The sequence below is a fragment of the Pseudalkalibacillus sp. JSM 102089 genome (assembly GCF_041366475.1).
In the GTDB taxonomy this organism is placed as follows: domain Bacteria; phylum Bacillota; class Bacilli; order Bacillales; family Guptibacillaceae; genus Guptibacillus; species Guptibacillus hwajinpoensis_B.
Window position 1 is genome coordinate 700,241 of record NZ_JBEWYW010000001.1, and the last position, 24,984, is coordinate 725,224.

A 24,984-nucleotide genomic window follows, 5' to 3' on the forward strand; every position below is an offset into this window, starting at 1 on the left:
GACAGTACTATTTTTTGGAATTAATTTAGAAAGGTGATGATGAAATTTGAATAAGCTTACAGCAGTCTTTATTATCTCTGTACTTCTGTCTCTAATCTTTATTTCTTGGGGAACGATTTCTCCTGAGTCATTAGATTCGACTACAAGCTCCCTTCAAAGCTTTCTTCAAGTGAAGTTTGGATGGTTTTATTTATTAGCAGCGTCAGGCTTTCTTATTTTTGCGATTTATCTTATCTTTTCGAAGTATGGAAGACTTCGACTTGGTAAAGAAACCGATGTACCTGAATATAACCTAATTACATGGTTTGCTATGCTTTTCTCAGCCGGAATGGGGATTGGACTTGTATTCTGGGGTGTAGCAGAGCCGATGTTCCACTACTATGATCCTCCAGCTGGGGCAGCTGGTCAGTCAGATGAAGCAGCGCGACTAGCCTTTCAATACAGCTTCTTCCACTGGGGACTTCACCCGTGGGGAATTTACACAGTCGTTGCTCTCGCACTTGCATTCTTTAAATTTAGAAAAGGTGCACCAGGCTTAATCAGTGCGATTTTCTATCCAATTCTTGGAGAACGTGTAAATGGACCAATTGGTAAACTTATCGACGTTATTGCTGTCATTGCAACTGTATTTGGTGTCGCGACGTCACTTGGCTTTGGTGCTTCTCAAATAGGCGGAGGAATTTCCTATTTAACAGGCATTGAAAATTCATTTACAACACAGTTAATCATTATTCTTATTGTAACTGTCCTCTATATGATCTCTGCTTCAACGGGGATTTCAAGAGGGATTAAGTATTTAAGTAATACAAACATTGTGCTAGCGATCTTGCTCATGTTCTTCCTGTTATTCGCAGGACCTACAAACTTTATTATGGACCTCTTCACATCTACACTTGGATCTTACATTCAAAACCTACCAAGTATGAGTCTCCGTATGAGACCTTTTGAAGGGTCGTCTTGGATCCAGAGCTGGACAATCTTCTATTGGGCATGGTGGATTGCTTGGGCTCCATTCGTTGGAACATTTATTGCTCGTGTATCAAAAGGTCGAACGATCAGAGAATTTGTTCTTGGTGTCCTTTTAGTTCCGACAATCTTTGGTGGATTATGGTTCTCCGTATTTGGAGGGTCAGCTATTTCACTTGATATGGCAGGAACAGGTATTTACGACATTATCAATAACCAAGGTATGGAAGTTGCGCTATTCGCTGTACTTGAGCAATATCCACTTGGAACAACCATGTCGATTATTGCCATTTTACTAATCAGCACATTCTTTATTACTTCAGCTGACTCAGCAACATTCGTCCTTGGAATGCAAACGACGAACGGTAGCATGAATCCTTCCACCAAAGTGAAATTAACTTGGGGTGTGATTCAGTCATCTGCTGCTGCAGTTCTGCTTTGGTCTGGAGGATTAGGAGCCCTTCAAACGGCTTCTATCATCGCTGCATTCCCGTTTGCTATCATTATAATAGGAATGGTCATTTCTCTCATTAAAGCCTTCAAACAAGAGAAGATACCTCCTAGACCACCTAAGAAAGATGATCCAAAATCATAAAACACAAAAAGCGTCCTACCCTCTTGGTAGGACGCTTTTTCATTTACCTTCTAACTATTATATTAATGAACGTTATCGAAATTAGTTTATAATCTATAACCAACCGTAGAAAGCCTAATCTTTAAATAGATACGTCCATCAAATCAAATGGTATAGATAGATAATAATGAATGCCAGAGTAGAAGAAAAAGAAATCAAATAGATAAGCTCTCTACCTATTCTAACCATTTGAACAGAAATGGTTAGAATAAGATAAAGAAAAACTAAAAATAATATAATCTTAAATCCAATATGATCTCTAGGAGAATAATAAACAAGTTGAAAAAAAGCAAACCAGATCAAAAGCTGAATGCAAATAACTTTTCCATACATGGAACGGCACCTCCGTATGATACAGTGTCCTATTCTCAAATGTATGTGTAAGTACATCTCCTAATCGCTTCATTTCTATATTTAGTTTCCAATAAATAAAGAAAACTAAACATACCTAATCCATTCGGTTATATTTATGAATGTGGTGCATTTCCAACCTCTATTAACTAATCAGAGCAATTGAATCGACTTGAATGAATTATAAAATTATCATGAGCGGTCTGCTCATTCTCCATATAAAAACTCCAGAGACTATCGTCTCTGGAGTTTTTATATTAATTATTAACCAATGTGAATTGGAGTACCTAGAGCTACTTCAGCAGCTTCCATAGTAATTTCTCCAAGTGTTGGGTGAGCATGAATTGTAAGCGCAATGTCTTCAGCTGTCATACCAGCTTCGATTGCAAGACCAAGCTCAGCAATCATATCAGAAGCGTTAGGACCAGCAATTTGAGCGCCGATCACTAGGCCATCTTCTTTACGAGTGATAAGCTTCATGAATCCTTCACTGTCGTTAAGAGACAATGCACGGCCGTTAGCGCCGAATGGGAATTTAGATGCTTTCACATCGAATCCTTGATCTTTTGCTTCTTGTTCAGTGTAACCAACTGAAGCGAGTTCTGGGTCAGAGAAAACAACCGCAGGAATTGCAAGATAGTCAATCACAGAGTTTTCACCACTGATCGCTTCTGCAGCTACTTTACCTTCGTAAGAAGCTTTATGAGCAAGTGCAGGACCTTCTACGATATCACCAATAGCATAGATGTTATCGAAGTTTGTACGACACTGCTTATCAATCTTCACAAGACCTTTGTCCGTCATTTCAACGCCAAGTTCTTCAAGACCGATTTCATTTGTATTAGGCTTACGACCAACTGTAACTAGTACATAATCAGCGTCAAACGTCTGCGTTTCACCTTTGATTTCTGCTGTTACTGTTACGCCGTCTTCTGTTTCTTCAACGCCTTGTGCAAGAGCTTGAGTAATGATTTCTACATTACCTTTCTTCTTAAGACGACGAGAAACAAGAGAGCTCATTTGTTTTTCGAATCCAGGTAGAATTTGCTTCGTACCTTCAAGGATTGTTACTTCAGTACCAAAGTTTGCGTACACAGTACCAAGTTCGATACCGATGTATCCTCCCCCGATAACAACCATTTTCTTAGGAACTTCGTCAAGTGCAAGTGCACCAGTTGAAGAAATAACGCGCTTGCTCCATTTGAAGCTTGGAAGTTCGATTGGGCGAGATCCTGTTGCGATGATGCAGTTGTTGAATGTATACGTTTGAGAGTTCTTTTCGTCCATGATACGAACTGTGTTCTTATCGACGAAATAAACTTCACCACTGATAACATCAACTTTATTTGATTTCATAAGTCCTGCTACGCCACCAGTAAGCTTGTCAACAACAGAAGACTTCCACTCCTGAACTTTCTTCATGTCAACGCTCACGTTCTCAGCAGTGATTCCGATATCATCGGAATGCTTTGCAGACTCATATTTATGAGATGCATTAATCATTGCTTTTGAAGGAATACAGCCGACGTTTAAGCAAACTCCGCCTAGAGTTCCTTTGTCAGCAATGGCAACTTTCTGACCAAGCTGTGCTGCACGGATTGCAGCAACATATCCACCTGGTCCAGCTCCTACTACAAGTGTGTCTAATTCGATTGGAAAATCTCCTACTACCATATTATTACGCCTCCATCATTAAGAGTTGTGGATCGTTCAACAGACGCTTGATGTGGTTAAGAGCAAGTTGTGCTGTTACGCCATCAATAAGTCTGTGGTCGTAGCTGATCGATAGAGCAAGAACAGGTGCAGCAACGATTTCTCCGTCGATAACAACTGGCTTCTCCTCAATACGACCAATACCAAGAATAGCAGCATCCGGGTTGTTGATGATTGGGGTAAACCATTGACCACCAGCAGAACCCAAGTTAGAAATAGTGCATGTGCTACCTTTCATATCGTCCCCTGATAGTTTACCATCGCGAGCTTTTTTAGCCAACTCATTAATTTCAGATGAAACATTAAGAAGTGGCTTACGGTCTGCTTCTTTCACAACTGGAACAACTAGTCCAGCGTCAGTGTTAGCAGCGATACCGATGTTGTAGTAATGCTTGTGTACGATTTCGTCAGTAGAATCATCAATAGATGCATTCAACATTGGGAATTCGCGAAGTGCAGAAACAAGTGCTTTTACAACGTATGGAAGGTAAGTTAGCTTCACATCTTTGTCTGCAGCATATTGTTTGAACTTCTTACGGTGAGCAACAAGATCTGTTACAACAATTTCATCCATGTGAGTTACGTGTGGAGCAGTATGCTTCGAGTTAACCATTGCTTTAGCAATTGCTTTACGCATACCTTTCATCTTCTCACGAGTTTCTGGTTGTGCAGATGCTTGTGGCTGTGCAGATGTAGTAGAAGCTTCTTGCTTCGCTTCAGCTTTTTCTTCTGTCGCTGCTGGAGCTTCAGAAGCTGCTTCGCCTCCACCATTCAAGTGAGTGTCGATATCTTCTTTCACAACGCGACCATTCTTACCAGAACCAGATACTTTAGCAATGCTTACGCCGTTTTCACGAGCATACTTACGTACTGCTGGCATAGCGATAACGCGTTTAGTAGGGTCTGTTTCTTCGTCGTCTTCAGGAAGTGGTTTTGATCCAGCGCTGTCTTCTTTCGCTTCTGATTTAGCTTCTGCTTTAGGAGCTTCTTCTTCAGCTTGCGGCTGTTCAGCTGCTGGTTCTTCTTCTGCATCTTCATAACCTTCTGCGTCGAAAGTGATGACTACATCTCCAACAATAACAGTTGCACCTTCTTCAGCGTGAACTTCTTTAACTGTTCCGTCTACTGGAGAAGGGATTTCAACAACAGCTTTGTCGTTTTGTACTTCTGCAAGAATATCGTCTTCTTTTACTTCATCTCCGGATTTAACAAACCATTTTACGATTTCGCCTTCATGGATACCTTCACCGATATCCGGCATCTTAAATTGAAATGCCACGGGACTTCGCCTCCTAATTGTAGAAAAATTTTGCTCATATAAGATCTGAAGCGAAGCGCATAATGCGGCTTCACTTCATGTTTTTTTATAAAAAGTTAATTAGAAATTAACTACTTGTGTAGCTTTTTCGATGATGTCAGTGTGATCAGGAAGCCATACATCTTCAGCAGCTGAGAATGCGAATACAGTATCAGGTGCAGCTACGCGAAGCACTGGTGCTTCAAGGCTTAGGATTGCGCGGTCGTTGATTTCTGCTACAACGTTAGCTGCAATTCCTGCTTGCTTTTGAGCTTCTTGAACAACGATTGCACGATTTGTTTTTTCAACAGAGGCAATAATTGTATCGATATCGAGCGGGCTAACCGTACGAAGGTCGATTACTTCTGCACTAATGTCGTTCTTTTCAAGCTCTTCAGCAGCTTTAAGAGAAGCCTGAACCATCGCACCGTAAGTTACGATTGTGATGTCAGTACCTTCACGTTTTACTTCAGCTTTACCAATTTCAATTGTGTATTCTTCTTCAGGAACTTCCTGACGGAAAGAACGATAAAGCTTCATGTGCTCAAGGAAAATAACTGGATCGTTATCACGAATCGCAGAAATAAGAAGTCCTTTTGCATCATAAGGGTTTGAAGGGATAACAACTTTTAGCCCTGGCTGTTGCGCCATTAGACCTTCAAGGCTATCCGCGTGAAGTTCTGGTGTTTTAACGCCGCCACCAAATGGTGAACGAACAGTAATCGGCGCGTGGAAAGAACCGCCTGAACGATAACGAAGGCGAGCCATTTGACCGGAAATAGCATCCATTACTTCGTATACAAATCCAAAGAACTGAACTTCTGGCACTGGACGGAATCCAGTAAGTGCAAGTCCGATAGACATGCCACCGATACCTGATTCAGCAAGCGGAGTATCGAATACGCGATCTTCGCCAAATTCCTTTTGAAGTCCTTCTGTCGCACGGAAAACGCCGCCGTTTTGACCTACGTCCTCACCGAATACGAGTACGTTCTCGTCATTTTTCAACTCCGTACGCATCGCATCAGTGATTGCTTGAATCATTGTCATTTGCGCCATAGCTTACTTCGACTCCTTTGCACTATATTGTTCGTATTGTTCACGAAGGTTCTGTGGAAGCTCTTCGTACATGTTAGAAATAAGATCCGTCACTTTTTGCTTAGGAGTGCCATCTGCTTTTTTAATAGCAGCTTTGATTTCTTCCTTCGCTTTATCGACTACTTCGTTTTCTTTCTCTTCAGACCAAAGGTTTTTGCTCTCAAGATACTTGCGGAAACGAACGATTGGATCTTTCTTTTCCCACTCGCTATCTAGATCTTCAGAACGGTAACGAGTTGGATCGTCACCAGCCATTGTATGTGGACCATAGCGGTAAGTCATTGTCTCAATTAGAGTTGGACCTTCGCCATTAATTGCGCGTTCACGAGCGTCAGTAACTGCTTTATAAACAGCAAGAACGTCCATGCCGTCTACTTGAACACCCTGGATACCAGCCGCAACTGCTTTTTGAGCGATTGTTTTCGCTGCAGATTGCTTTTCAACTGGAACAGAGATTGCAAAACGGTTGTTTTGCACAACAAAGATAGCTGGGGCAGCATATGCACCTGCAAAGTTCATTCCTTCATAGAAATCACCTTGTGAAGCACCACCGTCACCAGTGTAAGTGATCGCTACGTTTTTCTTGCCTTTTTTCTTAAGTCCAAGTGCAACACCAGCAGTTTGTGTAATTTGAGCACCGATGATGATTTGTGGGCTCAACACGTTCAGGCCATCAGCCTGGTTCCCCACAAAGTGACCACGAGAGAATAAGAATGCTTTATATAATGGAAGACCGTGCCAGATGATCTGTGGAACATCACGGTAACCTGGAAGAATCCAGTCCTCTTTATCAAGTGCAAACTGACTTCCTAGTTGTGAAGCTTCTTGTCCTGCAGTTGGTGCGTAGAAGCCAAGACGTCCTTGACGGTTCAAAGAAATTGAACGCTGATCAAGAATACGTGTGTACACCATGCGGCGCATTAGTTCTTGAAGCTGCTCATCTGATAGTTCAGGCATTGCTTCTTTGTTCACGATTTCGCCATTTTCATTTAGAATCTGGAACATTTCGAATTGGCCTTCAATGTTTTCGATGGTTTTTGTTCCCATACCTTTCACCTCATCCTTTCATTCATAAAGAGATAGATTATTGAATTGCAATAGTGCAATTATGAGTGGGTCGTTCAGTTTACAGACATAACTAGCATGTCCATTTCAACGTTATTAAATGACAAATAGCATTCATTAAATTGCATTACTTAAGACAACACTCAATGTCATACCCTTAATCCTGAAGAAATAATCCCTAGCGCTATGTATTACTGCGAATAATAGTCTGTATCAGTAAGATTAAGGAAGTGCTTCTCTTCATGAGTAAGTTCGTTTTTAAGTTTACAATACAGTAAGTTTCAAGTCAATTAATTGATTTAATAATTGCGTGTTAAAAGATGAAAACCAAACTGTTACATTACATAATCCCACACTGTACTAGTGTAAATATTTAGGGGGATTATATTTAAAGTCGTCCATTTTGCTAACAATTTACCTTTTTTCCTTGTTGTTGGACGATCATTCAACTTAATTTATCCTTATCGAGCTATAAACTAAGGAAATGGAGAAGATCAAAAAGAACCGCTCAAGTTGAGCGGTTCTTAGGTTATTCTGTGTAGTTTACGTCTAATTCAGCTGATTGGTAAAATGCTTTTTTCGCTTCATTAAACTCAGTTGTATATTTATTGAACTCTTCTTTATGCTCAGACACTTTACTGTACTGATCATTTACAATCTTAATTTGTTCCTGAAGCTGATCTAATGTAAGTTCTTTATCTTGAAGTGAACTGTAGAGCTTCTTATCTTGTTTCACTGCTTCTTCATATTCTTTATTGAGCTTTTCATAAGCTTCATATCGCTTATCCATTGTCTCAATAAGAATCTTAGCGTCCTTTTTAGCAGCGTCACCTTCAAGGTCTTCTGTTAGATCTTTAATTTCTTCAAATTCTTTGTACGCTTCATCTATACTTTCTTTTTCCTTTTTTAAGTACTCAAGTCTTTTATCCGTATTTTCTTCTGCTTCCTTTGAAAGCTTTTCGACTTCATCGAACTCATCCATACTTAGTGCAACAATGTCATCATAAATTTCATGTTCCTTTTTTTCTGCTTTAGCTAACGGTTCTTGTTGTTCCCTAAACTGATCTTCAAGCGCGACCGCTTCTTCTAAATGATCATACATTTTTTCTTCTGTACTACCACCGAATTGACAACCCGCTAAACCAATTAAAAGAAAACAGAAAAAAAGAGAAATAATTCCCAAGCGATATTTACGTAGCAAAAAAAGTCCCCCCACATATCCAATTCATACCAATTGATTTCACATCACTGATTACTATACCACAAGACAGTTCTCAATAGAATACTCCATTTTTACAACACCCCAAAATTATCAGAACCCCTTTCCGTTAATACACTTATCGCTTTAGACTTTTATGTTAGGGGCCTGCTCCTCTATGCTTTCTTGTTAGCTCATCTTCTTTATTATTTAAGGTTAGTAAGACTTGCCATTTTAAAGGATTTTCAGTTATGTTGGGTTGTGCTAAACTATCACTATTGTAAGATTTTAATGGTGATGAAATAAGGAAATCAACTTTTCCAAAAAGTTTGCTTAAATCAGAGCAATTTCTTTATTCCCTTCATAAAGTTGAATATAATTAATATTAGAATGACCGTTTTTGAATAGGAGTGAATGATGATATGTTAACCATGAAAGATATTCGCAGAGAAGGAGATCCAATTCTTGAGAAAGAAGCGAAAGAGATTGATCTTCCTGCATCAGAAGACGATAAACAAACTTTAAGAGAAATGCTTGAGTTTCTTAAGAATAGTCAGGATCCTGAAACTGCACTTGAATATGAACTGCGCTCAGGTATTGGTATTGCAGCGCCACAAATTGGCATTAGTAAGCGGATGATTGCTGTCCATGTGTCTGATCAAAGAGGCACTTTATACAGCTATGGAATTATGAATCCTAAAATCATAAGCCATTCAGTTGAAAAAACCTATTTAGATGGTGGCGAAGGGTGCTTATCTGTGGATCGTGAAGTTCCTGGTGCAGTACCGCGTTATGCACGCATTACCGTAAAGGGTGTGGACGCTGAAGGAAATCCTCTTAAGCTTAGATTAAAAGGACTACCTGCCATTGTTGTCCAACATGAAATCGACCATCTTGACGGGGTTATGTTTTATGATCGAATTAATAATGAAGAGGCAAATGAACTTTCTCCATTAGGTAGCTAATTTAATAAGTATTAATAAAGGGATCGCAATTATTATTGCGATCCCTTTCTATTATAGTAGTCCTACTTTTTTAAGACCTTGTTGAATACCATCTTGGTCAACTGCATCAGTCACTATATCAGCCACTGCCTTCACTTCATCATATCCATTTCCCATCGCTATACCCGTCCCTGCAAATTTCAACATTTCTATATCGTTCAACGCATCTCCAAAAGCATACGTATTTTCACGTTTAAAACCGAGATGGTCGATCATAGCTTCAATGCCTCTTGCCTTTGAACCACCAGGAGGAATTACATCCATTGAATAATCATGCCAGCGAATAAAATCAAGGTTACCATATGCATCGCGATATCCATTCTCTTCTTTACTCTCACAGAACAATAGCGCCTGATAAATATCTCTCGAATGATAATAAGAAGGATCATACCCAGGATAGTGCATTTTAAGATCATCCATACTTTTCATAATATGTGGATGCTCATCGTGATTACTCATCATTGCTTCATGATCGAGAAAGACCATTGGATGACCCTTTCTCCTTGCTTCTTCTTCAAGTACAGAGATTTCTTCACGACTAAGAGGGTTCGTTAAAACAACCTTTTCTTGATGTTTCACATACTGACCATTAAAACTAATAAACGTATCTATCCCAAGGTTCTCTCTTAGATCTGCAAACATAAAAGGAGCTCTTCCGGTAGCAATCGCTACATGGACACCTTTTTCGGTTAAAGCTTTTAAGGACTCTCGTGTTGAAGATGGGATTTGTTTATTATGATCAAGAAGCGTCCCATCGATATCAAAAAATACAATTTTCTCATTGTGCATTATTTTCACCTATCTTCACTAGTTTTTCTATGAGCACTAACCTTAATATGCGAGTAATCAAGCTGACTTCTTTATAGAATTCACTTCGCGATTTGCTTTCCTACCTGACATGTAGACACCAATAAAAATACAAAGCAGCCCAATGATCATAGGGAACGTAATTACTTCATTTAAATAAACACTACCCCAAATCAAAGCTGTCACTGGCACAAGGTATGTTACAAGAGTGGCAAACTCTGCACTCCCCTTCTGAATCATATAATAGAAAAGTAAATAAGCGAGACCTGAGCCAAACACGCCTAGACCAATAAGCGATATTAGAATATCACGTTGTAGCAAGAAGGTAAACTCAATGCCTCCGTCTCCAAACAGGACCATTAATAGCCCCCCGCCTACTGCCCCAATCGTAAGCGTGATAAATGACAAAACATCAACTGGCACATCTTTCAAATTCTTTTTCGTGAATTGGGAAGCAAAGCCATAGCACCCTGTTGCAATAAGCATAGGTAAGATCCCCCACACATCTCCCTGCACTAATTCCTGAATATCCAGATCAATGAGAAAGATAATTCCAATAAACCCTACGATAATTCCTGACCATTGCTTTTGAAATAGAATTCTACCGAAGAAAAGCGCACCAATTACGCTTGTAAAAAGGGGTGTCGTTGCATTAAGAGTAGCAGCAAGACTGCTTGTAATTCGCTCTTCGCTTAATGCAATCATTCCCCAGGGAATGAGCGCATTCATTACCCCAATCGTGATAAGGCTCGCCCAGGGTAGATCCTTTCTTATCAATTGAAGGCGCCTTCTGATCAGTAAGTACATGAATAAAGCTAGTGCACCTAGCAAACATCTAAAGAACACTACTCCCCATGGTCCTACAATAGGTACTATTAATTTTATGAACATGAAGGACATGCCCCATATTAAGCTGAGTGAAATAAGTGCGGCATAAAGTCTCATTGGTACCCCCTTTGTGTATGTAATTTTGTATAAATAGCCCTAAGTATTTATAGTTTTACGTAAAGCTAATCATCCCTTATGCTATACCACTATCTTATGTTACATTAAATGGCATCAAGTGTCTTCGGTTATGACATCCACCTTTTCCCAAATTAATTCAATCAGCGTTGATAAATACTAGGCTTAGTTATCAAAAAAAGGAAGGGTGAGCATAATGTATCGTAAAATGAAACGTAAACTAATTAAAACCTGGAGAAATGTGCTATTTCCACAACCGAAGTATTCCATTGATTAACGTAAATTGCACATAAATTCATGCGAATTCTCCTATTTCTTATGGAAATGTGGTTAGAAACATGAAAAAGAAACCAATTTCCTATATAATAAACGAAGATGCACACAAATTGTCTGAGTTAAGGAGAGATTTAGAATGATTTATAAGGTATTTTATCAAGGCACTAAAAAGGAGGTTCCTGTAAGAGAGCGAACAATGAGCCTATACGTAGAGGCTGCTTCTGAACGGGAAGTTCGCTACAAGCTTAAGGAACGTGACATTAATATCGAATTTATTCAAACCGTGGAAGATGACTTCTTAGAGTTTGAGCAAAAATCAGAGCACTTTGAATTGGAGAATGTATAGACTATGAAATTTGTTAAAAATCATCAAACCGCCGTTTTCGCTTTAGGTGGACTCGGAGAAATCGGTAAAAACATGTACGGTATTCAGTTTCAAGACGAGATTATTCTTGTTGATGCGGGGATTAAGTTTCCTGAGGAAGAACTATTAGGAATTGACTACGTAATTCCTGATTATTCTTATCTCGTAAAAAATCAGGATAAGATTAAAGGTCTCTTTATTACGCACGGTCACGAAGATCATATAGGCGGCATCCCCTACTTACTTCGTGAAATCAATGTTCCTATTTACGGAGGAAAGCTTGCTTTAGGGTTTATTAGAAATAAGCTTGAAGAGCACGGCCTTCTACGTGGGGCATCCCTAAATGAAATTACAGAAGAAGATATTATTAAATTTAGAAAGACTTCTGTTATGTTCTTTAGAACAACACACAGTATTCCGGATTCCTTTGGGGTTGTTGTTAAAACACCTCCAGGTAACATTGTTCATACAGGAGACTTTAAGTTTGATTTCACACCAGTCGGTGAACCAGCAAACTTAACAAAAATGGCTGAGATTGGTAAAGAAGGCGTTCTAGCTCTTCTTTCTGACAGCACAAACAGTGAAGTTCCTGGATTCACAATGTCCGAGCGTCGCGTTGGTGAAACCATTCAAGATATCTTTAGAAAAGTAGACGGACGCGTTATTTTCGCAACATTCGCATCCAATATTCACCGCCTACAGCAAGTGGTTGAAGCAGCTGTCGAAAATGGACGTAAAGTAGCTGTATTTGGTCGTAGTATGGAGTCCAACATTACAATTGGACAAGAACTTGGCTATATTAATGCACCTAAAGATACGTTCATTGATGCCAATCAAATTAATCGACTACCTGAAAACAAAGTGACGATTCTTTGTACAGGAAGTCAGGGTGAGCCAATGGCTGCTCTATCTCGAATTGCGAATGCGACGCATCGTCAAATTCAAATCATTCCTGGAGATACAGTTGTCTTCTCTTCTTCACCTATCCCTGGTAACCAGGTAAGTGTATCAAGAATCATTAACCAGCTTTCTCGCGCAGGCGCTGACGTGATTCACCATAAACTAAGTGACATTCACACATCTGGTCACGGTGGTCAAGATGAGCAGAAGCTTATGCTTCGTCTCATTAAGCCAAAATTCTTTATGCCAATTCACGGTGAGTATCGCATGCTTAAGATGCATACGAAGCTTGCTCAGGATTGCGGAATTCCACAAGACCATTCCTTTATTATGGATAATGGTGAAGTTCTTGCTCTTAGCGAGAACGAAGCTTCGATTAGCGGTAAGATTCCATCTGGCTCTGTTTATGTAGATGGTAAAGGGATCGGGGATATTGGAAACATTGTTCTTAGAGACCGTAAAATTCTCTCTGAAGAAGGTCTAGTTATTGTCGTTGTCTCCATTAACATGAAAGAGTTTAAGATTCTTTCAGGTCCAGATATTATTTCACGAGGATTTGTTTATATGAGAGAATCTGGTGATTTGATTAATGATGCTCAAGAGCTATTATCGAAACATCTTAATGGCGTCATGGAAAAGCGTACAAGTCAATGGTCTGAAATTAAAAATGAAATTACAGATACTCTTGCACCATTCCTTTACGAGAAAACGAAACGTCGCCCTATGATCCTTCCGATCATTATGGAAATTTAATTATACAAAAGAGCCTGTCGCTTTTGCGACAGGCTCTTTTTTGTTATTCATTAATCTCGGTTCAAAATTTGACGTTCAAGACGATTAATGTCCTGATCTGATCCTATTACAATAAGAATGTCTCCTTTGGAGATCTTCTGATCAGCTTGAGGAGATACAATAATCTCATCACCTTTTTTAATAGCGACAATATTGGCACCATACTTCGCCCGAATATCAAGTTCAATAATCGTCTTATTATCCATTCTAGAATTAGCAATAAGCTCAACAATGCTGTGTTCATCAGATAGCTCTAAATAGTCTAAAACGCTATTTGAGACCATACTGTGTGCAATTCGGACACCCATATCACGTTCCGGGTGAACAATCTTATCAGCACCGATTTTATTCAAAACCTTCTCGTGATAATCATTTTGTGCTTTAACCGTAATTTTGCTAACGCCAAGCTCTTTTAGAATTAAAGTTGTTAAAATACTTGATTGAATGTTATCCCCGATCGCTACGATAACGTGATCAAAGTTTCGAATACCGAGGTTCTTTAGAACACTCTCATCTGTTGAATCTGCGATCACAGCATGTGTAGCCACTGAAGAAAATTCATTCACTTTATCTTCATCCATATCAATTGCGAGGACTTCCATCCCCTGCTGACTTAATGACTTACAAATGCTTCCTCCAAAACGGCCGAGTCCAATTACGGCAAACTGCTTTTTCAACGCACACTCCTCCTACTCATTCAGAAAGAAACGCGCGCCAGCAAATATGCTGACGCACTATCAATACTATCCTACCACTCTTATCATCAGTGTCAATATTCTCTCTAAGACTTATTATTCTTATTCCCTTTGACATACTCTGCATCAAATAAAAAGAGTCTCATCAGCAATATTAAAGAAGGAACTAGGAGAAAAAGTCCTGCAATAAAAGCGAAGACTAGGTAGATCCCCGTCGTTTCATTCGTATACCCTGAATAGATTGTAATATAGTCATATAAAATCCACGGTAAATGTGATACGCCGTATCCAAAGAATGCGAAGAAGAATTGCAACATAACAAAGATAAAAGCCGTACCATATCTTTTCCGATTAAAAATGAGATATGTTGCCACTAGGAAACAGAAAAGAGATGCGATAAAGAACCAGGCATAATCAAGAATTCGCTCAAAGTGAACTGGATTATGCTGCTGAAGAGCTACGAACACAAGAATACTAGATAAAATGGTTGGAGCGCTCCAGAACAGTGCATATTTTCTTAAAAGCTCAAGTGCAGGTTGGTCATTCGCTCGACTAGCATAATAGGTTAGAAAGGCGGCGCTAATAAATAGAACCGACACGATCGCTAAGAGCACGACTGACCAAGAATAAAAGCTTGAAAATAATTCCCCTGCCAAAAACTTAACTTCACCGTTCACCTCTTCAATAAATCCACCTTCTGATAGAGTTAACGCTGTGGACAGAGAAGCAGGTATTAGTAATCCTGTCACTCCATATAAAAAAGTATAGACTCTGCTTTTCTTGGCGCCGTAATTTCCAAAGGCATAGAACGAGCCTCGGATGGCTAGTAGTATGATCGCGATACTACCTGGAACAAGCAACGCGGTTCCATAATAATAGGCAGTATCAGGGAAAAAACCTACTAAACCAACAAAAAAGAAAACAAAGAATACATTCGTCACTTCCCACACTGGGGATAAATAACGACTAATAATTTTATTTATAATATGATCTTTTCCTGAGAGTTCTCCATAATAGGCAAAGAATCCTGCCCCAAAATCTATGGAGGCTGTGATCAAATACCCATATAGAAAAACCCATAACACCGTTATTCCTACTAACTGAATGTCCATTATTTCACCCCTCTCAATCGAAGCAATTATTTCAATTTAGCGATTTCCTCAAGTTCATTTTCAGCTGGATTAGTATTGAACATTTTCTTAAGGACAGTAACAGTAAGCGTTCCAAGAACAATGTAAAGAAGAAGGAATAAGATAAACATCCATCCGACGCTGTCCGCAGTTGTTGCAGCTTGTCCTGTTCTGAGAATATCCCATAAGATCCATGGCTGGCGACCTACTTCTGAGAAAATCCATCCAAATTCAATCGCAAGGACTGAGAGTGGCCCCGCCAAAACAATTAACCGTAAAAACCATTTATTTTCCGTGTTAAATCGTTTTAACCTTAGCGCAATCACGTAGAAAAAGGTTAAAGCAGCGAGAAACATTCCGATTCCGACCATCCCGTCAAAAAGGTAATGAATGAATAATGGTGGCACTTCATCTTCAGGTACTTGATCAAGTCCCATTACTTCCGCATTTGGATTACCATGAGCAAGGATACTTAAGAAGTTCGGTAATACTAGCCCATATTTTACTTCATCCGTTTCTTTATCTAGAAATCCGCCCACGACAAGATCTGCATTTTCTGATGTTTCAAAGTGCCATTCTGCGGCTGCAAGCTTACTTGGTTGATATTCAGCTAAAAATTTACCAGAAAAGTCACCAATCACGGCCGTCCCAATCGCAAAGATAAATCCTGCGGTCATAGTAAGCTTTAGAGCTTTCCTATAATAAGTACTACGCTTACCCTTAAGCATTTTAAATGCCGTTATAGCAGCTAGTACAATAGCAGAAGTGAGGTATGCGGACATGACCACGTGGCCTACTTTCGTTGGTGTTGCTGGGTTGAACATCGCTGCGAGTGGTTCAATATTTGTTAATACACCATCAACTATATCAAATCCCTGCGGAGAGTTCATAAAAGCATTTACAGTGGAAATAAAGAAAGCAGACAGTGTAGAGCCAATCACAACTGGAATCGATATAAACCAGTGATAGATCGGTTTTTTGAATCGATCCCACGTATAAAGATAAATTCCAAGAAAAATAGCTTCAAAGAAGAAAGCGAACGTTTCAAGGAATAACGGTAAACTAATGACCTGTCCTGCTAACTGCATGAAATTCGGCCATAAAAGTGATAATTGTAGACCTATCGCTGTACCAGTTACAACACCGACAGCAACGGTAACGACGAACCCTCTAGCCCAGCGGCGCGCTAGCAATGTGTAATAAGGGTCATTCCGTTTAATCCCTATCCATTCAGCAAGGCTAATTAATAATGGGACACCAACACCTAACGTAGCAAAAATAATATGAAAACCTAACGTTAGACTTGTTAATAGACGACTTAGAGTCGCTGAATCTAGTTCCAAATTATTCATCCCCTTTGTTCCAATTTCATATCATCTGTTACTCAACTTCCCTTATCATTCACAATAAAAACGATTGTACCTTTGAATTACACTTTTATTATGGCTCATTCATGAGATTGTGACAAGTATCACAAACTGTATAATTCCGAAACTTTTTTTCTTGTTAATATTCTGTTCACATTTAGATTAACTTCTGTATTTTTTTCGTTTTACCTCCATTAAATGTCTGATTGATATTAATGGGCAAAAAAAAGAAGCCTACTTGGCTTCTTTCTATACAGCGTCCATCATATTGAATTGTGATTTAACAAGCTCATAATACGTTCCACCTTTACGCATAAGCTCAGTATGATTTCCTTGTTCCAATATGCGTCCGTGGTCGAGAACAATAATATTATCTGCCTCACGAATCGTTGAAAGCCTGTGAGCGATCATGATTGCCGTCCGGCCTTCCAATACAACATTTAGCGCCTTCTGTATTTTCAGCTCTGTCTCTGTATCTATACTTGCTGTTGCCTCATCTAAAATCAATATTCGAGGATCCGCAAGAAGTGCTCTCGCAAACGATAATAGTTGCCTTTCACCTACTGATAGAACGTTACCTCTTTCTTCTACCTCTGTTTCATAGCCGTCACTCAAGCGCTGTATAAAAGGATCAGCTCCTACTGCTTTAGCTGCTTCCTTCACTTCTTCATCGCTAGCGTCCGGACGTCCAAATCGAATGTTTTCAATAATGGTACCTGAAAAAATGAACGTATCTTGCAAAACGACACTGACTTTCTCACGTAAGCTATCGAGTTTAACGTCTTTAAGGTCCGTTCCATCAATTCGAACTGTTCCACTTGTAGGATCATAGAATCGGCTTATCAGATTAGCGATTGTTGATTTCCCTGATCCAGTATGACCTACAAGCGCAACGGTGTCACCAGCTTTCATTGTTAAGCTCATTTCATGCAGAGCTTTGCGGCTTTCATCATATGAGAATTCAACATTTTCAAATGTGATTTCGCCCTTCATTTCCTTAAGCTCTTTCGCATTTTCCTTTTCTGGTACATTCGGTTGTTCATCAAGAAATTCGAAGATTCTCTCAGACGAAGCCATCGCGACGAGAAGCTGATTATACACTTGACCAAGTCGAGAGATTGGTTCCCAGAACATTCCTAAGTAGAAAGCAAACGTAACAAATACTCCGTAGTCCATTCCATTTTGAATAAGGTAAACCCCGAACCAAATTAATATGGCTGTACCAATGGCATTAGACATTTCAACAAAAGGTCTGAAAATTGCACTCTTCTGAGTCGCGTCTTTCCAACTAGCATAGTTTTCATGATTAACGCCCTGAAAAAATTCCATATTTCCTTTTTCCTGCGTATACGATTGAGTCACTCGAATTCCTTGAATACTTTCATTCAAATGGGAATTCAGCTTGGCTTGTTTAATACGAACTTGTTGCCAGGAACGACGAATGCGTTTTCGCAAGCTCGTAGAAATGAGAAACATGAGCGGTAAAATAATCATAATAGCAAGTGTTAACTGAGGACTTAAGACAAACATAATGACAAGGATTCCTAACAATAGAACAATATCCATGAGGAGATTAATAACGCCATTCGTAAATAACTCTTGCATAGAATTCACATCATTAATTACCCTGACAAGAATAGAACCTGCCGATCGTTTATCAAAAAATCCATGCGACAAGCGCTGAATATGCTTAAACAACCCTTGTCTAATGTCGTAAATAATGTATTGTCCAAGCTCATTTGTCCATTTTATTCGATATGAATTGGCAATCCAAGAAATCAAATACAATCCAGCTATGCCAATAATTAATTGAATAAGTAATGTTTGATCACGATTTTTGATCGCATGGTCAAATAGTAATACCCCAATAAATATGGGTACAATTAATCTAACAGCCGTTGCCAACAACATTGAAATGATTGCTTTTGGCAACAAACTCTTCTTGTAAGGCTCCATGTATTCAAGCAAGCGCGACATTTGTTTCCAATTGAACTGTTTTTCAATTGCCGTATCTTGAGAGTAATGGAACCTTTCTCTACGATTTTGTTTCAACCCTTCACCCCACTTCAACCAGTTTGTCTGGCCATGATCTCTTTGCGATCTTGATATTGTATATCATAAATATTTCGGTAATAGCCGTTTTGATCAATGAGTTCTTGATGTTTTCCTCGTTCTACAACCTCACCCTCATTTAACACGATTATTTCATCTGCATGTTTCAATGAAGAAATTCTGTGTGCAATAATGAACGTTGTTCTTCCTTTCATAACCTCTTCAAATGCTTTTTGGATTTTCACTTCCGTTTGCATATCAACTGCGCTTGTAGCATCGTCAAGGATTAGAATACTAGGATCTGTTAGGATGGCTCGAGCAATGGCAATACGCTGCTTTTGCCCGCCAGATAGCCCCATTCCACGTTCGCCTAGTACGGTGTCATATCCATCTCTCATTTCCATAATAAATTCATGCGCCTGCGCTCTTTTTGCCGCATCCTGTATGGCTTCAAAAGAGATATCGGGATCACCATAAGCAATATTATCTCGTATAGTAGACGAGAACAAAAACGTCTCCTGCAGTACCACACCAATATTTTTTCGAAGCGATTTCACTGTATACTCTTTAATATTCCGTCCATCGATTACTACTTCGCCTTCGTTAGGTTCATAAAATCTTGCAATCAATTGGGTGATCGTTGTTTTACCTGCTCCCGTAGCCCCAAGTAAACCAATCGTTGTGCCTTTTGGGGCATTAAACGAAATATTCTTTAATGCTTCGTCATCATCAGAAGCATACTTGTGTGTGACATTCTTAAATGATACGTTTCCTTCAAGACGTTCAACGTCCAACGCGCCATCCCGATCATAAATATCTTCAGGTTCATCTAAAATTTCAAGTAAACGTTCTCCAGATGCTTTGGATTGAGAAAACGTGTTGATGACGAATCCAAGATTCATGATTGGCCAGATTATATACCAGACAAGACTAAAGAAAGCCACTAACTCACCAGGTTTAAGTTGGTTTTGAAACACAAGATATCCGCCATATGAAAGCAAGAAAACAACACATAAATTCCCGATAAACTCCATGAGCGGGAAAAATTTAGCCCAAATGTACGATGTTGTTAAGTAGTTATCACGATAGTCCGTATTGCTATCAACAAACTTATTGATTTCAAAATCTTCTCTTGATAATGACTTCACCGTATTAATGCCACTAATATTCTCTTGAACTTTCGTATTCAACCGCGCCATTGATTTACGAATTCCTCTAAACGCAGGGTGAACTCTCTTATCGAATCGATAAACTACAATCGCGAGAAATGGGAGCATTCCAAGCGTAACTAACGCAAGCGGAATAGAGTATCCAAACATCACGATCAAACTAAAACTTACGATAAGAACAAAGTTGATCACTTGTGCGAATCCAAATGATAAGAAAAACCGGAACCCTTCCACGTCAGCCGTTAAGCGTGACATTAGATCCCCTGTTTTCGCGTTATCATAATAACGAAAAGGTAAATATTGAAGTTTTTTGTAAAGCTCCTCTCGAAGTCGATACACTGCTGTGACTCCGAACAAGTCCCCTAGATATTGTTGGAAAAACGTAGCAGTCCCTTTTACAATCATGATTCCTATGAAACCAAATGCAAGATATGGTACCCATTTGTATTCTTGCTTTAGAATGACATCATCAATTGTAAATTGAAGAAGCATAGGATAAAGGACTGTGATACCCGTGACAAAAATAAGGGAAAATACGGACCATAGAAAAAGCTTTTTGTATGGCCAATAAAAATCTTTCAATCTTTTAAACGTTTCCATTTCAACACCACCTTCAGCCAGTAAATAGTCATTAAAAAAATAGTGACAATATACATAATATATCGGAATTCGAAATAAATAACCACCTATTAGGCCTAAAATTCGGAATTATTTAAATAGGGGGTATTCCTCCTTAGATCGAGAAAATATTTGCTATCATTCTGCTGAACAGTTCTTGCAGCAATCTTTTCAAGCACACAACTTAAATTCGTAGGGAACATTCGAGTGATTAGCTAAAATAAACCATACAAAAAACCCCAGAGAGCAGTGCTCCCTGGAGTAGGTTGTTTTTATCTTATTTAAGTGTTTCTTGACCTGGCTTCCAGTTAGCCGGGCAAAGTCCACCAGTTTGTAATGCTTGAAGTACACGTAGTGTTTCATCTACGTCACGGCCAATGTTATTGTGGTTAACAACAGAGTACTGAAGTTCGCCTTCAGGATTGATGATGAATAGGCCGCGAAGTGCAACACCTTCATCTTCAATAAATACGCCGTAGTCTTTAGAAACTTTGTGATTTGTATCTGCAGCAAGTGCATAGTTAAGGTCACCAAGACCATTGTCGTTGCGGTCTGTGTTGATCCATGCAAGGTGTGTATGGATTGTATCAGTAGATACTCCGATTACTTCTGCATCAAGATCGTCGAATTCTTCGAAACGATCGCTTAGTGCTGTAATTTCAGTTGGGCATACAAATGTGAAGTCCATTGGATAAAAGAAAAGGACTGTCCATTTATCGTTCTTCATATTTTCTTCAAGGCTTACTTTGCCAAATTCTTTGTTTGTCATAACTGCTTCCATTTCGAAGCGAGGTGCTTGTTTTCCTACCATGCGTTCTACCATGTGTAAATCCCTCCTAGAAAATATCCTGCGGCTTTCGCCCACAAATGACATTATAGTACATGAGTTATTTTTAGTCAATGTTAAATAATAATTAATTTAATGTGGGTTAATGACCTTCCTCCACTATCGTACCCACGTTTACCCCTCACTAAACAGGGTAACTTTAGTATAGCGAAAATCATTTCATTCGTCTCGTCTTAACACTTCACTTGAATTATCATGACAATTTTCGCTATAATTTGACCGAGTGCTAATCCTACATAATGTAGTGAGAATTAAAGGAGGAAGTCTATTGAACTTTGTTGACAACATTAATTGGGAAGGTTTCTTAATGGATACTGGCTTAATTATCCTTAAGCTAATCGCTATCCTAATCATTTATGCAATTGTAAAAGCAATCGGAAATCGTTTCATCGAAAGAACCTTTACTCAAGTATCAGAGAAGCAGAACATGAGTCCAGGGAGAGCAAATACGTTAAAAAATTTATCAAAAAGTATTTATACGTACATTCTACTCTTCATGGTTGTTGCGATCATCTTTGAAACCTTTGGCTTTGATATTAAAGCGCTAATCGCTGGTGCAGGTATTATTGGTCTCGCTGTCGGCTTTGGAGCCCAGGGTCTCGTAAGTGATGTGGTGACAGGCTTCTTTATCCTTCTAGAAAAACAAATGGACGTTGGCGATTACGTAACTGCTGGCGGCTTTGGGGGAATCGTAGAAGAAGTTGGCCTTCGCACAACCCACATTCGTTCGTTTGATGGGACATTGAATTATGTACCAAACCGCGAAATTAGCTCATTAAGCAACCATTCACGTGGTAATATGCGCGCTCTTGTTGATATTGGTATTTCTTATGATGACAATATTGACGAAGCGATCCGCGTGATTCAGAAAGTGTGTGATAACGTTGCGGCTACAAATGAAGCTGTCGTCGAAGGACCAGATGTTCTAGGCGTTCAAGGTCTTGGTTCTTCAGATGTCGTTCTTCGCGTTCTATGCCGCACTCAGAACATGGAACAATGGGGCGTTGAGCGTCAGCTTCGGAAAGAAATTAAAGAAGCTCTTGATGCAAATGGCATTGAAATCCCATTCCCGCATCAAGTATTCATTGAAAAGAAAGAACAATAAGCGTTTGTCCCTTCCTTTTATTGGGTAAAGATATCACAGATCTTTCAAAGGAGTGTGATCATATTGCCTTACAATTCTAAAAGCGAGTTGCCAGATCAAGTAAAAGACAACTTGCCTTCGCACGCACAGGATATCTTTAAAGAAGCATTCAACTCCGCATCTGATCATATGATTCTGAGAAAACGGCTTTTAAAGTAGCTTGGAGCGCTGTGGAAGAAAAATACGAAAAGAATAATAATGGAAACTGGGTCAAAAAGAATAACAATAGCTAAAAAAAATGAACCTCTACCTAGGTAGAGGTTCATTTTTTTATTGATAACGACTATCCACCTGCTGACATACTTGATCAGCTGTCATCCCATCTGCGTTTATAACCGCCCCATTCGTGCTTGCATATTGCATGCCCATCACATTTTGATCTTGACCAGATACAACACAACAGTCACAACCATTTGCATCACTTTCTTGTTTCAAGGATACAACCTCATACCCTTTCGCTTGCAAAGCTTGAGCTACATCAGATAGCGTATCTTCTACAGCAATTCGTTTCATTTCACTCGCTCCTTATTAATATGTAGTTTCTAACTCTATTATTTTGACCACCGTTTTATGAATTATACGTCTAGCATTCATAAGAGAAAAACTCAGGTAATATATCAAACTAAAAAACAATAGCCCTCAGGCATATGCCTGAGGGCTATTGTTTTTTAGTTTGCAACCTTATTTAAATAAGAAGTTAGCGCAAGATACGCCGTTTCAATCGCAGACTCATCAGGTTTCAGTGTAGATGTATGCAAACCGGATGGAGAATTCACTCCAAGCCAGAACATAAATCCAGGAATCTCTTTTAGAAAGTACCCGAAATCCTCACCAGTCATCGCTTCTCGACATTCAACTACGTTGACATCTTGGAGTTTTCTCGTTTCTTCCATGAAAGATTGTACTAAGTTTGCATTGTTCGTCACCTGGTAATAATTAGAGCCATAATCAATAGAAGCAACACATTCAAATGATGCCTCGATGCCTTTTACTATAGCTTCAATACGGTGCTTAACTTGAGACATAGAATCGGCAGATAAAGTACGGATTGTACCTTCTAACCTGGCCTTTTCGGCAATGATGTTTTGCTTCGTGCCTCCGTCAATTTTTCCTACCGTTACCACAGCTGAATCAAGAGGATCTACATTTCTCGCTACAATAGATTGGAACTGAGTAACGAGATGGCTAGCGGCAACAACCATATCACGTGTATGGTGAGGATACGCCGCGTGACCACCCTTTCCTTCTAAATCAATGAATAACTCAGAAGTATTAGCAAAGAGCAATCCTGGGCGTGTGGCAATTGTACCTACGGGGTACTCAGGTGCAATATGTAACGCAATCATTTGATCCGGCTTCCATGCTTTGAATTCATCACTTTCAAGCATTGGTAAAGCGCCACCAGGACCTTCTTCTGCAGGTTGGAAGACAAACAGCAAATTGTCTTTTACGGAATGAGTTGAATAGTACTCAAGAACGGAAAGAGCAATCGTCATATGAAGATCGTGTCCGCATGCATGCATGAACCCTTCATGCTCAGACTGAAAATCATACCCGGTCTCTTCTTTGATCGGTAAACCATCGATATCTGTCCGATATCCAATTGTTTTTGAAGGACTTTCTCCATTTACAAATACAAGGATACCCGTTCTCCAGGTTTTCACCTGGAGACGGTCCTGTGGGAGTTTTTCTATAAACTGAAGAAGATAACCTTGCGTTTTCACTTCCTGAAAGCCAATTTCAGGAATGCGATGCAGGTCCCTTCGTACGGTTTTGATATCCATTAGAATTAATCGTTTTGAAGCTGACGAAGCTCTTTTTTGATTTCTGTTTTTGAACGAGTTTGATCATCAATTTTCTTAAGAACACGTGCTGGAGTTCCTGCAACTAGTGTGTACTCAGGAACATCTTCGGTCACAATAGCGCCAGCCGCTACAACAGATCCTTTTCCTACTTTCACGCCTTCTAGAACGACTGCGTTCGCACCAATCACAACGTCGTCTTCAATGACAACAGGGCTAGCAGAAGGTGGCTCAATAACGCCTGCAAGAACAGAACCTGCGCCAATATGACAGTTCTTACCGACAGTTGCACGTCCACCCAGAACAACGTTCATGTCGATCATAGTTCCTTCCCCTACAACAGATCCGATATTGATCATCGCACCCATCATAATAACAGCATTATTGCCAATTTCAACTTGATCACGAATAACAGCGCCCGGCTCGATTCGCGCTTGAATTCCTTTAAGGTCAAGCATTGGAATAGCTGAATTACGACGATCATTTTCTACTACATAATCTTCAATATTGGAAGCTTCAGACTCAAGTGCTTTCTTAATGTCTTTCCACTCACCAAAAAGAACACCAGTGTTCCCTGTAATGAATGACTTCGTGTTACTACCAAAGTCGATTCCCTCAAGGTTCCCCTTAATATGTACTTTCACAGGAGTAGATTTCTCACTGTTTTGAATAAAGCTAATAATTTCGTTTGCATCCATCATTTTCATGGTGTATTTCCTCCTTTGTTCATCA

At 39.4% G+C, this 24,984-nt stretch carries 23 protein-coding genes; 7 read left to right on the top strand and 16 right to left on the bottom strand.

Features of this window, described 5'->3' with window-relative positions; translation table 11 throughout:
• The first annotated feature begins 46 nt into the window (after positions 1–46).
• Positions 47–1,561 (top strand): glycine betaine uptake BCCT transporter, encoded by a 1,515-nt coding sequence (locus tag ABVF21_RS03480; RefSeq protein WP_303534919.1) that lies wholly within the window; start codon positions 47–49, stop codon positions 1,559–1,561.
• A 654-nt stretch (positions 1,562–2,215) separates the two neighbouring features.
• On the opposite strand, the gene lpdA is transcribed toward ABVF21_RS03480, so the two are convergent.
• The 5 genes from lpdA to ABVF21_RS03505 all read right to left on the bottom strand — a co-directional run bounded on the left by lpdA (position 2,216) and on the right by ABVF21_RS03505 (position 8,325).
• On the bottom strand, positions 2,216–3,625 hold the full coding sequence (lpdA, locus tag ABVF21_RS03485; RefSeq protein ID WP_224879540.1) for a dihydrolipoyl dehydrogenase: 1,410 nt from the start codon (positions 3,623–3,625) through the stop codon (positions 2,216–2,218).
• Between the two features lie 4 nt (positions 3,626–3,629).
• Positions 3,630–4,943 carry a dihydrolipoamide acetyltransferase family protein gene (locus ABVF21_RS03490; protein WP_371017489.1) on the bottom strand — a complete coding sequence of 438 codons (1,314 nt, stop codon included), beginning with the start codon at positions 4,941–4,943 and terminating at the stop codon, positions 3,630–3,632.
• Positions 4,944–5,042: 99 nt separating this feature from the next.
• Complete coding sequence (locus ABVF21_RS03495) at positions 5,043–6,020, bottom strand: alpha-ketoacid dehydrogenase subunit beta (RefSeq protein WP_159782242.1); 978 nt, start codon at positions 6,018–6,020, stop codon at positions 5,043–5,045.
• A gap of 3 nt (positions 6,021–6,023) precedes the next feature.
• Positions 6,024–7,106: a pyruvate dehydrogenase (acetyl-transferring) E1 component subunit alpha gene (gene pdhA, locus ABVF21_RS03500; protein WP_194221270.1), complete on the bottom strand. Its 1,083-nt coding sequence runs from the start codon at positions 7,104–7,106 to the stop codon at positions 6,024–6,026.
• Between the two features lie 547 nt (positions 7,107–7,653).
• Positions 7,654–8,325, bottom strand: coding sequence for a YkyA family protein (locus ABVF21_RS03505; protein WP_371017490.1), 672 nt, complete (start codon positions 8,323–8,325; stop codon positions 7,654–7,656).
• A gap of 419 nt (positions 8,326–8,744) precedes the next feature.
• Here ABVF21_RS03505 and def point away from each other — a divergent pair, with 419 nt between their 5' ends.
• Positions 8,745–9,287: a peptide deformylase gene (gene def, locus ABVF21_RS03510; protein WP_371017491.1), complete on the top strand. Its 543-nt coding sequence runs from the start codon at positions 8,745–8,747 to the stop codon at positions 9,285–9,287.
• Between the two features lie 51 nt (positions 9,288–9,338).
• Here the strand turns inward: def and ABVF21_RS03515 are convergent, their stop codons facing one another.
• Positions 9,339–10,115, bottom strand: a complete 777-nt coding sequence (locus ABVF21_RS03515; RefSeq protein ID WP_303534909.1) for a Cof-type HAD-IIB family hydrolase — start codon at positions 10,113–10,115, stop codon at positions 9,339–9,341.
• A 57-nt stretch (positions 10,116–10,172) separates the two neighbouring features.
• The gene (locus tag ABVF21_RS03520) at positions 10,173–11,078 is read right to left on the bottom strand and encodes a DMT family transporter (protein ID WP_371017492.1); all 906 of its coding nucleotides are present in this window, start codon (positions 11,076–11,078) and stop codon (positions 10,173–10,175) included.
• A gap of 430 nt (positions 11,079–11,508) precedes the next feature.
• On the opposite strand from ABVF21_RS03520, the gene ABVF21_RS03525 reads away from it, so the two are divergent.
• Both ABVF21_RS03525 and rnjA read left to right on the top strand, forming a co-directional pair.
• The gene (locus tag ABVF21_RS03525; RefSeq protein ID WP_303534906.1) at positions 11,509–11,718 is read left to right on the top strand and encodes a DNA-dependent RNA polymerase subunit epsilon; all 210 of its coding nucleotides are present in this window, start codon (positions 11,509–11,511) and stop codon (positions 11,716–11,718) included.
• Between the two features lie 3 nt (positions 11,719–11,721).
• Positions 11,722–13,389 carry a ribonuclease J1 gene (gene rnjA, locus ABVF21_RS03530; RefSeq protein WP_194221264.1) on the top strand — a complete coding sequence of 556 codons (1,668 nt, stop codon included), beginning with the start codon at positions 11,722–11,724 and terminating at the stop codon, positions 13,387–13,389.
• 50 nt (positions 13,390–13,439) lie between these two features.
• Here rnjA and ABVF21_RS03535 read toward each other — a convergent pair whose 3' ends face one another.
• The 6 genes from ABVF21_RS03535 to ABVF21_RS03560 all read right to left on the bottom strand — a co-directional run bounded on the left by ABVF21_RS03535 (position 13,440) and on the right by ABVF21_RS03560 (position 21,282).
• The gene (locus ABVF21_RS03535) at positions 13,440–14,105 is read right to left on the bottom strand and encodes a potassium channel family protein (protein ID WP_194221263.1); all 666 of its coding nucleotides are present in this window, start codon (positions 14,103–14,105) and stop codon (positions 13,440–13,442) included.
• A 104-nt stretch (positions 14,106–14,209) separates the two neighbouring features.
• Positions 14,210–15,235, bottom strand: coding sequence for a cytochrome d ubiquinol oxidase subunit II (locus ABVF21_RS03540; RefSeq protein WP_303534903.1), 1,026 nt, complete (start codon positions 15,233–15,235; stop codon positions 14,210–14,212).
• 26 nt (positions 15,236–15,261) lie between these two features.
• On the bottom strand, positions 15,262–16,596 hold the full coding sequence (locus ABVF21_RS03545) for a cytochrome ubiquinol oxidase subunit I (RefSeq protein ID WP_194221261.1): 1,335 nt from the start codon (positions 16,594–16,596) through the stop codon (positions 15,262–15,264).
• 273 nt (positions 16,597–16,869) lie between these two features.
• Positions 16,870–18,672, bottom strand: coding sequence for an ABC transporter ATP-binding protein (locus tag ABVF21_RS03550; RefSeq protein ID WP_242057375.1), 1,803 nt, complete (start codon positions 18,670–18,672; stop codon positions 16,870–16,872).
• A 14-nt stretch (positions 18,673–18,686) separates the two neighbouring features.
• Positions 18,687–20,441: an ABC transporter ATP-binding protein gene (locus tag ABVF21_RS03555; protein ID WP_303534902.1), complete on the bottom strand. Its 1,755-nt coding sequence runs from the start codon at positions 20,439–20,441 to the stop codon at positions 18,687–18,689.
• 295 nt (positions 20,442–20,736) lie between these two features.
• Positions 20,737–21,282: a peroxiredoxin gene (locus ABVF21_RS03560; RefSeq protein WP_303534901.1), complete on the bottom strand. Its 546-nt coding sequence runs from the start codon at positions 21,280–21,282 to the stop codon at positions 20,737–20,739.
• A 331-nt stretch (positions 21,283–21,613) separates the two neighbouring features.
• Here ABVF21_RS03560 and ABVF21_RS03565 point away from each other — a divergent pair, with 331 nt between their 5' ends.
• Genes ABVF21_RS03565 through ABVF21_RS03575 form a run of 3 tightly spaced genes read left to right on the top strand, consistent with a single transcriptional unit; the run spans position 21,614 to position 22,683 of the window.
• The gene (locus ABVF21_RS03565; protein ID WP_370314489.1) at positions 21,614–22,411 is read left to right on the top strand and encodes a mechanosensitive ion channel family protein; all 798 of its coding nucleotides are present in this window, start codon (positions 21,614–21,616) and stop codon (positions 22,409–22,411) included.
• 54 nt (positions 22,412–22,465) lie between these two features.
• Positions 22,466–22,609 carry a ChaB family protein gene (locus ABVF21_RS03570; protein WP_371017493.1) on the top strand — a complete coding sequence of 48 codons (144 nt, stop codon included), beginning with the start codon at positions 22,466–22,468 and terminating at the stop codon, positions 22,607–22,609.
• 11 nt (positions 22,610–22,620) lie between these two features.
• Positions 22,621–22,683 carry a hypothetical protein gene (locus tag ABVF21_RS03575; protein ID WP_371017594.1) on the top strand — a complete coding sequence of 21 codons (63 nt, stop codon included), beginning with the start codon at positions 22,621–22,623 and terminating at the stop codon, positions 22,681–22,683.
• Between the two features lie 37 nt (positions 22,684–22,720).
• On the opposite strand, the gene ABVF21_RS03580 is transcribed toward ABVF21_RS03575, so the two are convergent.
• The 3 genes from ABVF21_RS03580 to dapD form a co-directional block, all read right to left on the bottom strand.
• Complete coding sequence (locus ABVF21_RS03580) at positions 22,721–22,963, bottom strand: YkuS family protein (RefSeq protein ID WP_371017494.1); 243 nt, start codon at positions 22,961–22,963, stop codon at positions 22,721–22,723.
• Between the two features lie 155 nt (positions 22,964–23,118).
• Positions 23,119–24,234 (bottom strand): N-acetyldiaminopimelate deacetylase, encoded by a 1,116-nt coding sequence (locus tag ABVF21_RS03585; RefSeq protein ID WP_371017495.1) that lies wholly within the window; start codon positions 24,232–24,234, stop codon positions 23,119–23,121.
• A gap of 5 nt (positions 24,235–24,239) precedes the next feature.
• Entirely contained in the window at positions 24,240–24,959 is a 720-nt protein-coding gene (gene dapD / locus ABVF21_RS03590) for a 2,3,4,5-tetrahydropyridine-2,6-dicarboxylate N-acetyltransferase (RefSeq protein ID WP_194221255.1), read from the bottom strand.
• Positions 24,960–24,984: the final 25 nt, after the last annotated feature.

Coding starts and splice junctions, on each gene's coding strand:
- lpdA (WP_224879540.1), bottom strand. CDS start 3,625: ATGGTAGTAGGAGATTTTCCAATCGAATTAGACACACTTGTAGTAGGA.
- ABVF21_RS03495 (WP_159782242.1), bottom strand. CDS start 6,020: ATGGCGCAAATGACAATGATTCAAGCAATCACTGATGCGATGCGTACG.
- pdhA (WP_194221270.1), bottom strand. CDS start 7,106: ATGGGAACAAAAACCATCGAAAACATTGAAGGCCAATTCGAAATGTTC.
- def (WP_371017491.1), top strand. CDS start 8,745: ATGTTAACCATGAAAGATATTCGCAGAGAAGGAGATCCAATTCTTGAG.
- ABVF21_RS03515 (WP_303534909.1), bottom strand. CDS start 10,115: ATGCACAATGAGAAAATTGTATTTTTTGATATCGATGGGACGCTTCTT.
- ABVF21_RS03520 (WP_371017492.1), bottom strand. CDS start 11,078: ATGAGACTTTATGCCGCACTTATTTCACTCAGCTTAATATGGGGCATG.
- ABVF21_RS03525 (WP_303534906.1), top strand. CDS start 11,509: ATGATTTATAAGGTATTTTATCAAGGCACTAAAAAGGAGGTTCCTGTA.
- rnjA (WP_194221264.1), top strand. CDS start 11,722: ATGAAATTTGTTAAAAATCATCAAACCGCCGTTTTCGCTTTAGGTGGA.
- ABVF21_RS03540 (WP_303534903.1), bottom strand. CDS start 15,235: ATGGACATTCAGTTAGTAGGAATAACGGTGTTATGGGTTTTTCTATAT.
- ABVF21_RS03555 (WP_303534902.1), bottom strand. CDS start 20,441: ATGGAAACGTTTAAAAGATTGAAAGATTTTTATTGGCCATACAAAAAG.
- ABVF21_RS03560 (WP_303534901.1), bottom strand. CDS start 21,282: ATGGTAGAACGCATGGTAGGAAAACAAGCACCTCGCTTCGAAATGGAA.
- ABVF21_RS03565 (WP_370314489.1), top strand. CDS start 21,614: ATGGATACTGGCTTAATTATCCTTAAGCTAATCGCTATCCTAATCATT.
- ABVF21_RS03580 (WP_371017494.1), bottom strand. CDS start 22,963: ATGAAACGAATTGCTGTAGAAGATACGCTATCTGATGTAGCTCAAGCT.
- ABVF21_RS03585 (WP_371017495.1), bottom strand. CDS start 24,234: ATGGATATCAAAACCGTACGAAGGGACCTGCATCGCATTCCTGAAATT.
- dapD (WP_194221255.1), bottom strand. CDS start 24,959: ATGAAAATGATGGATGCAAACGAAATTATTAGCTTTATTCAAAACAGT.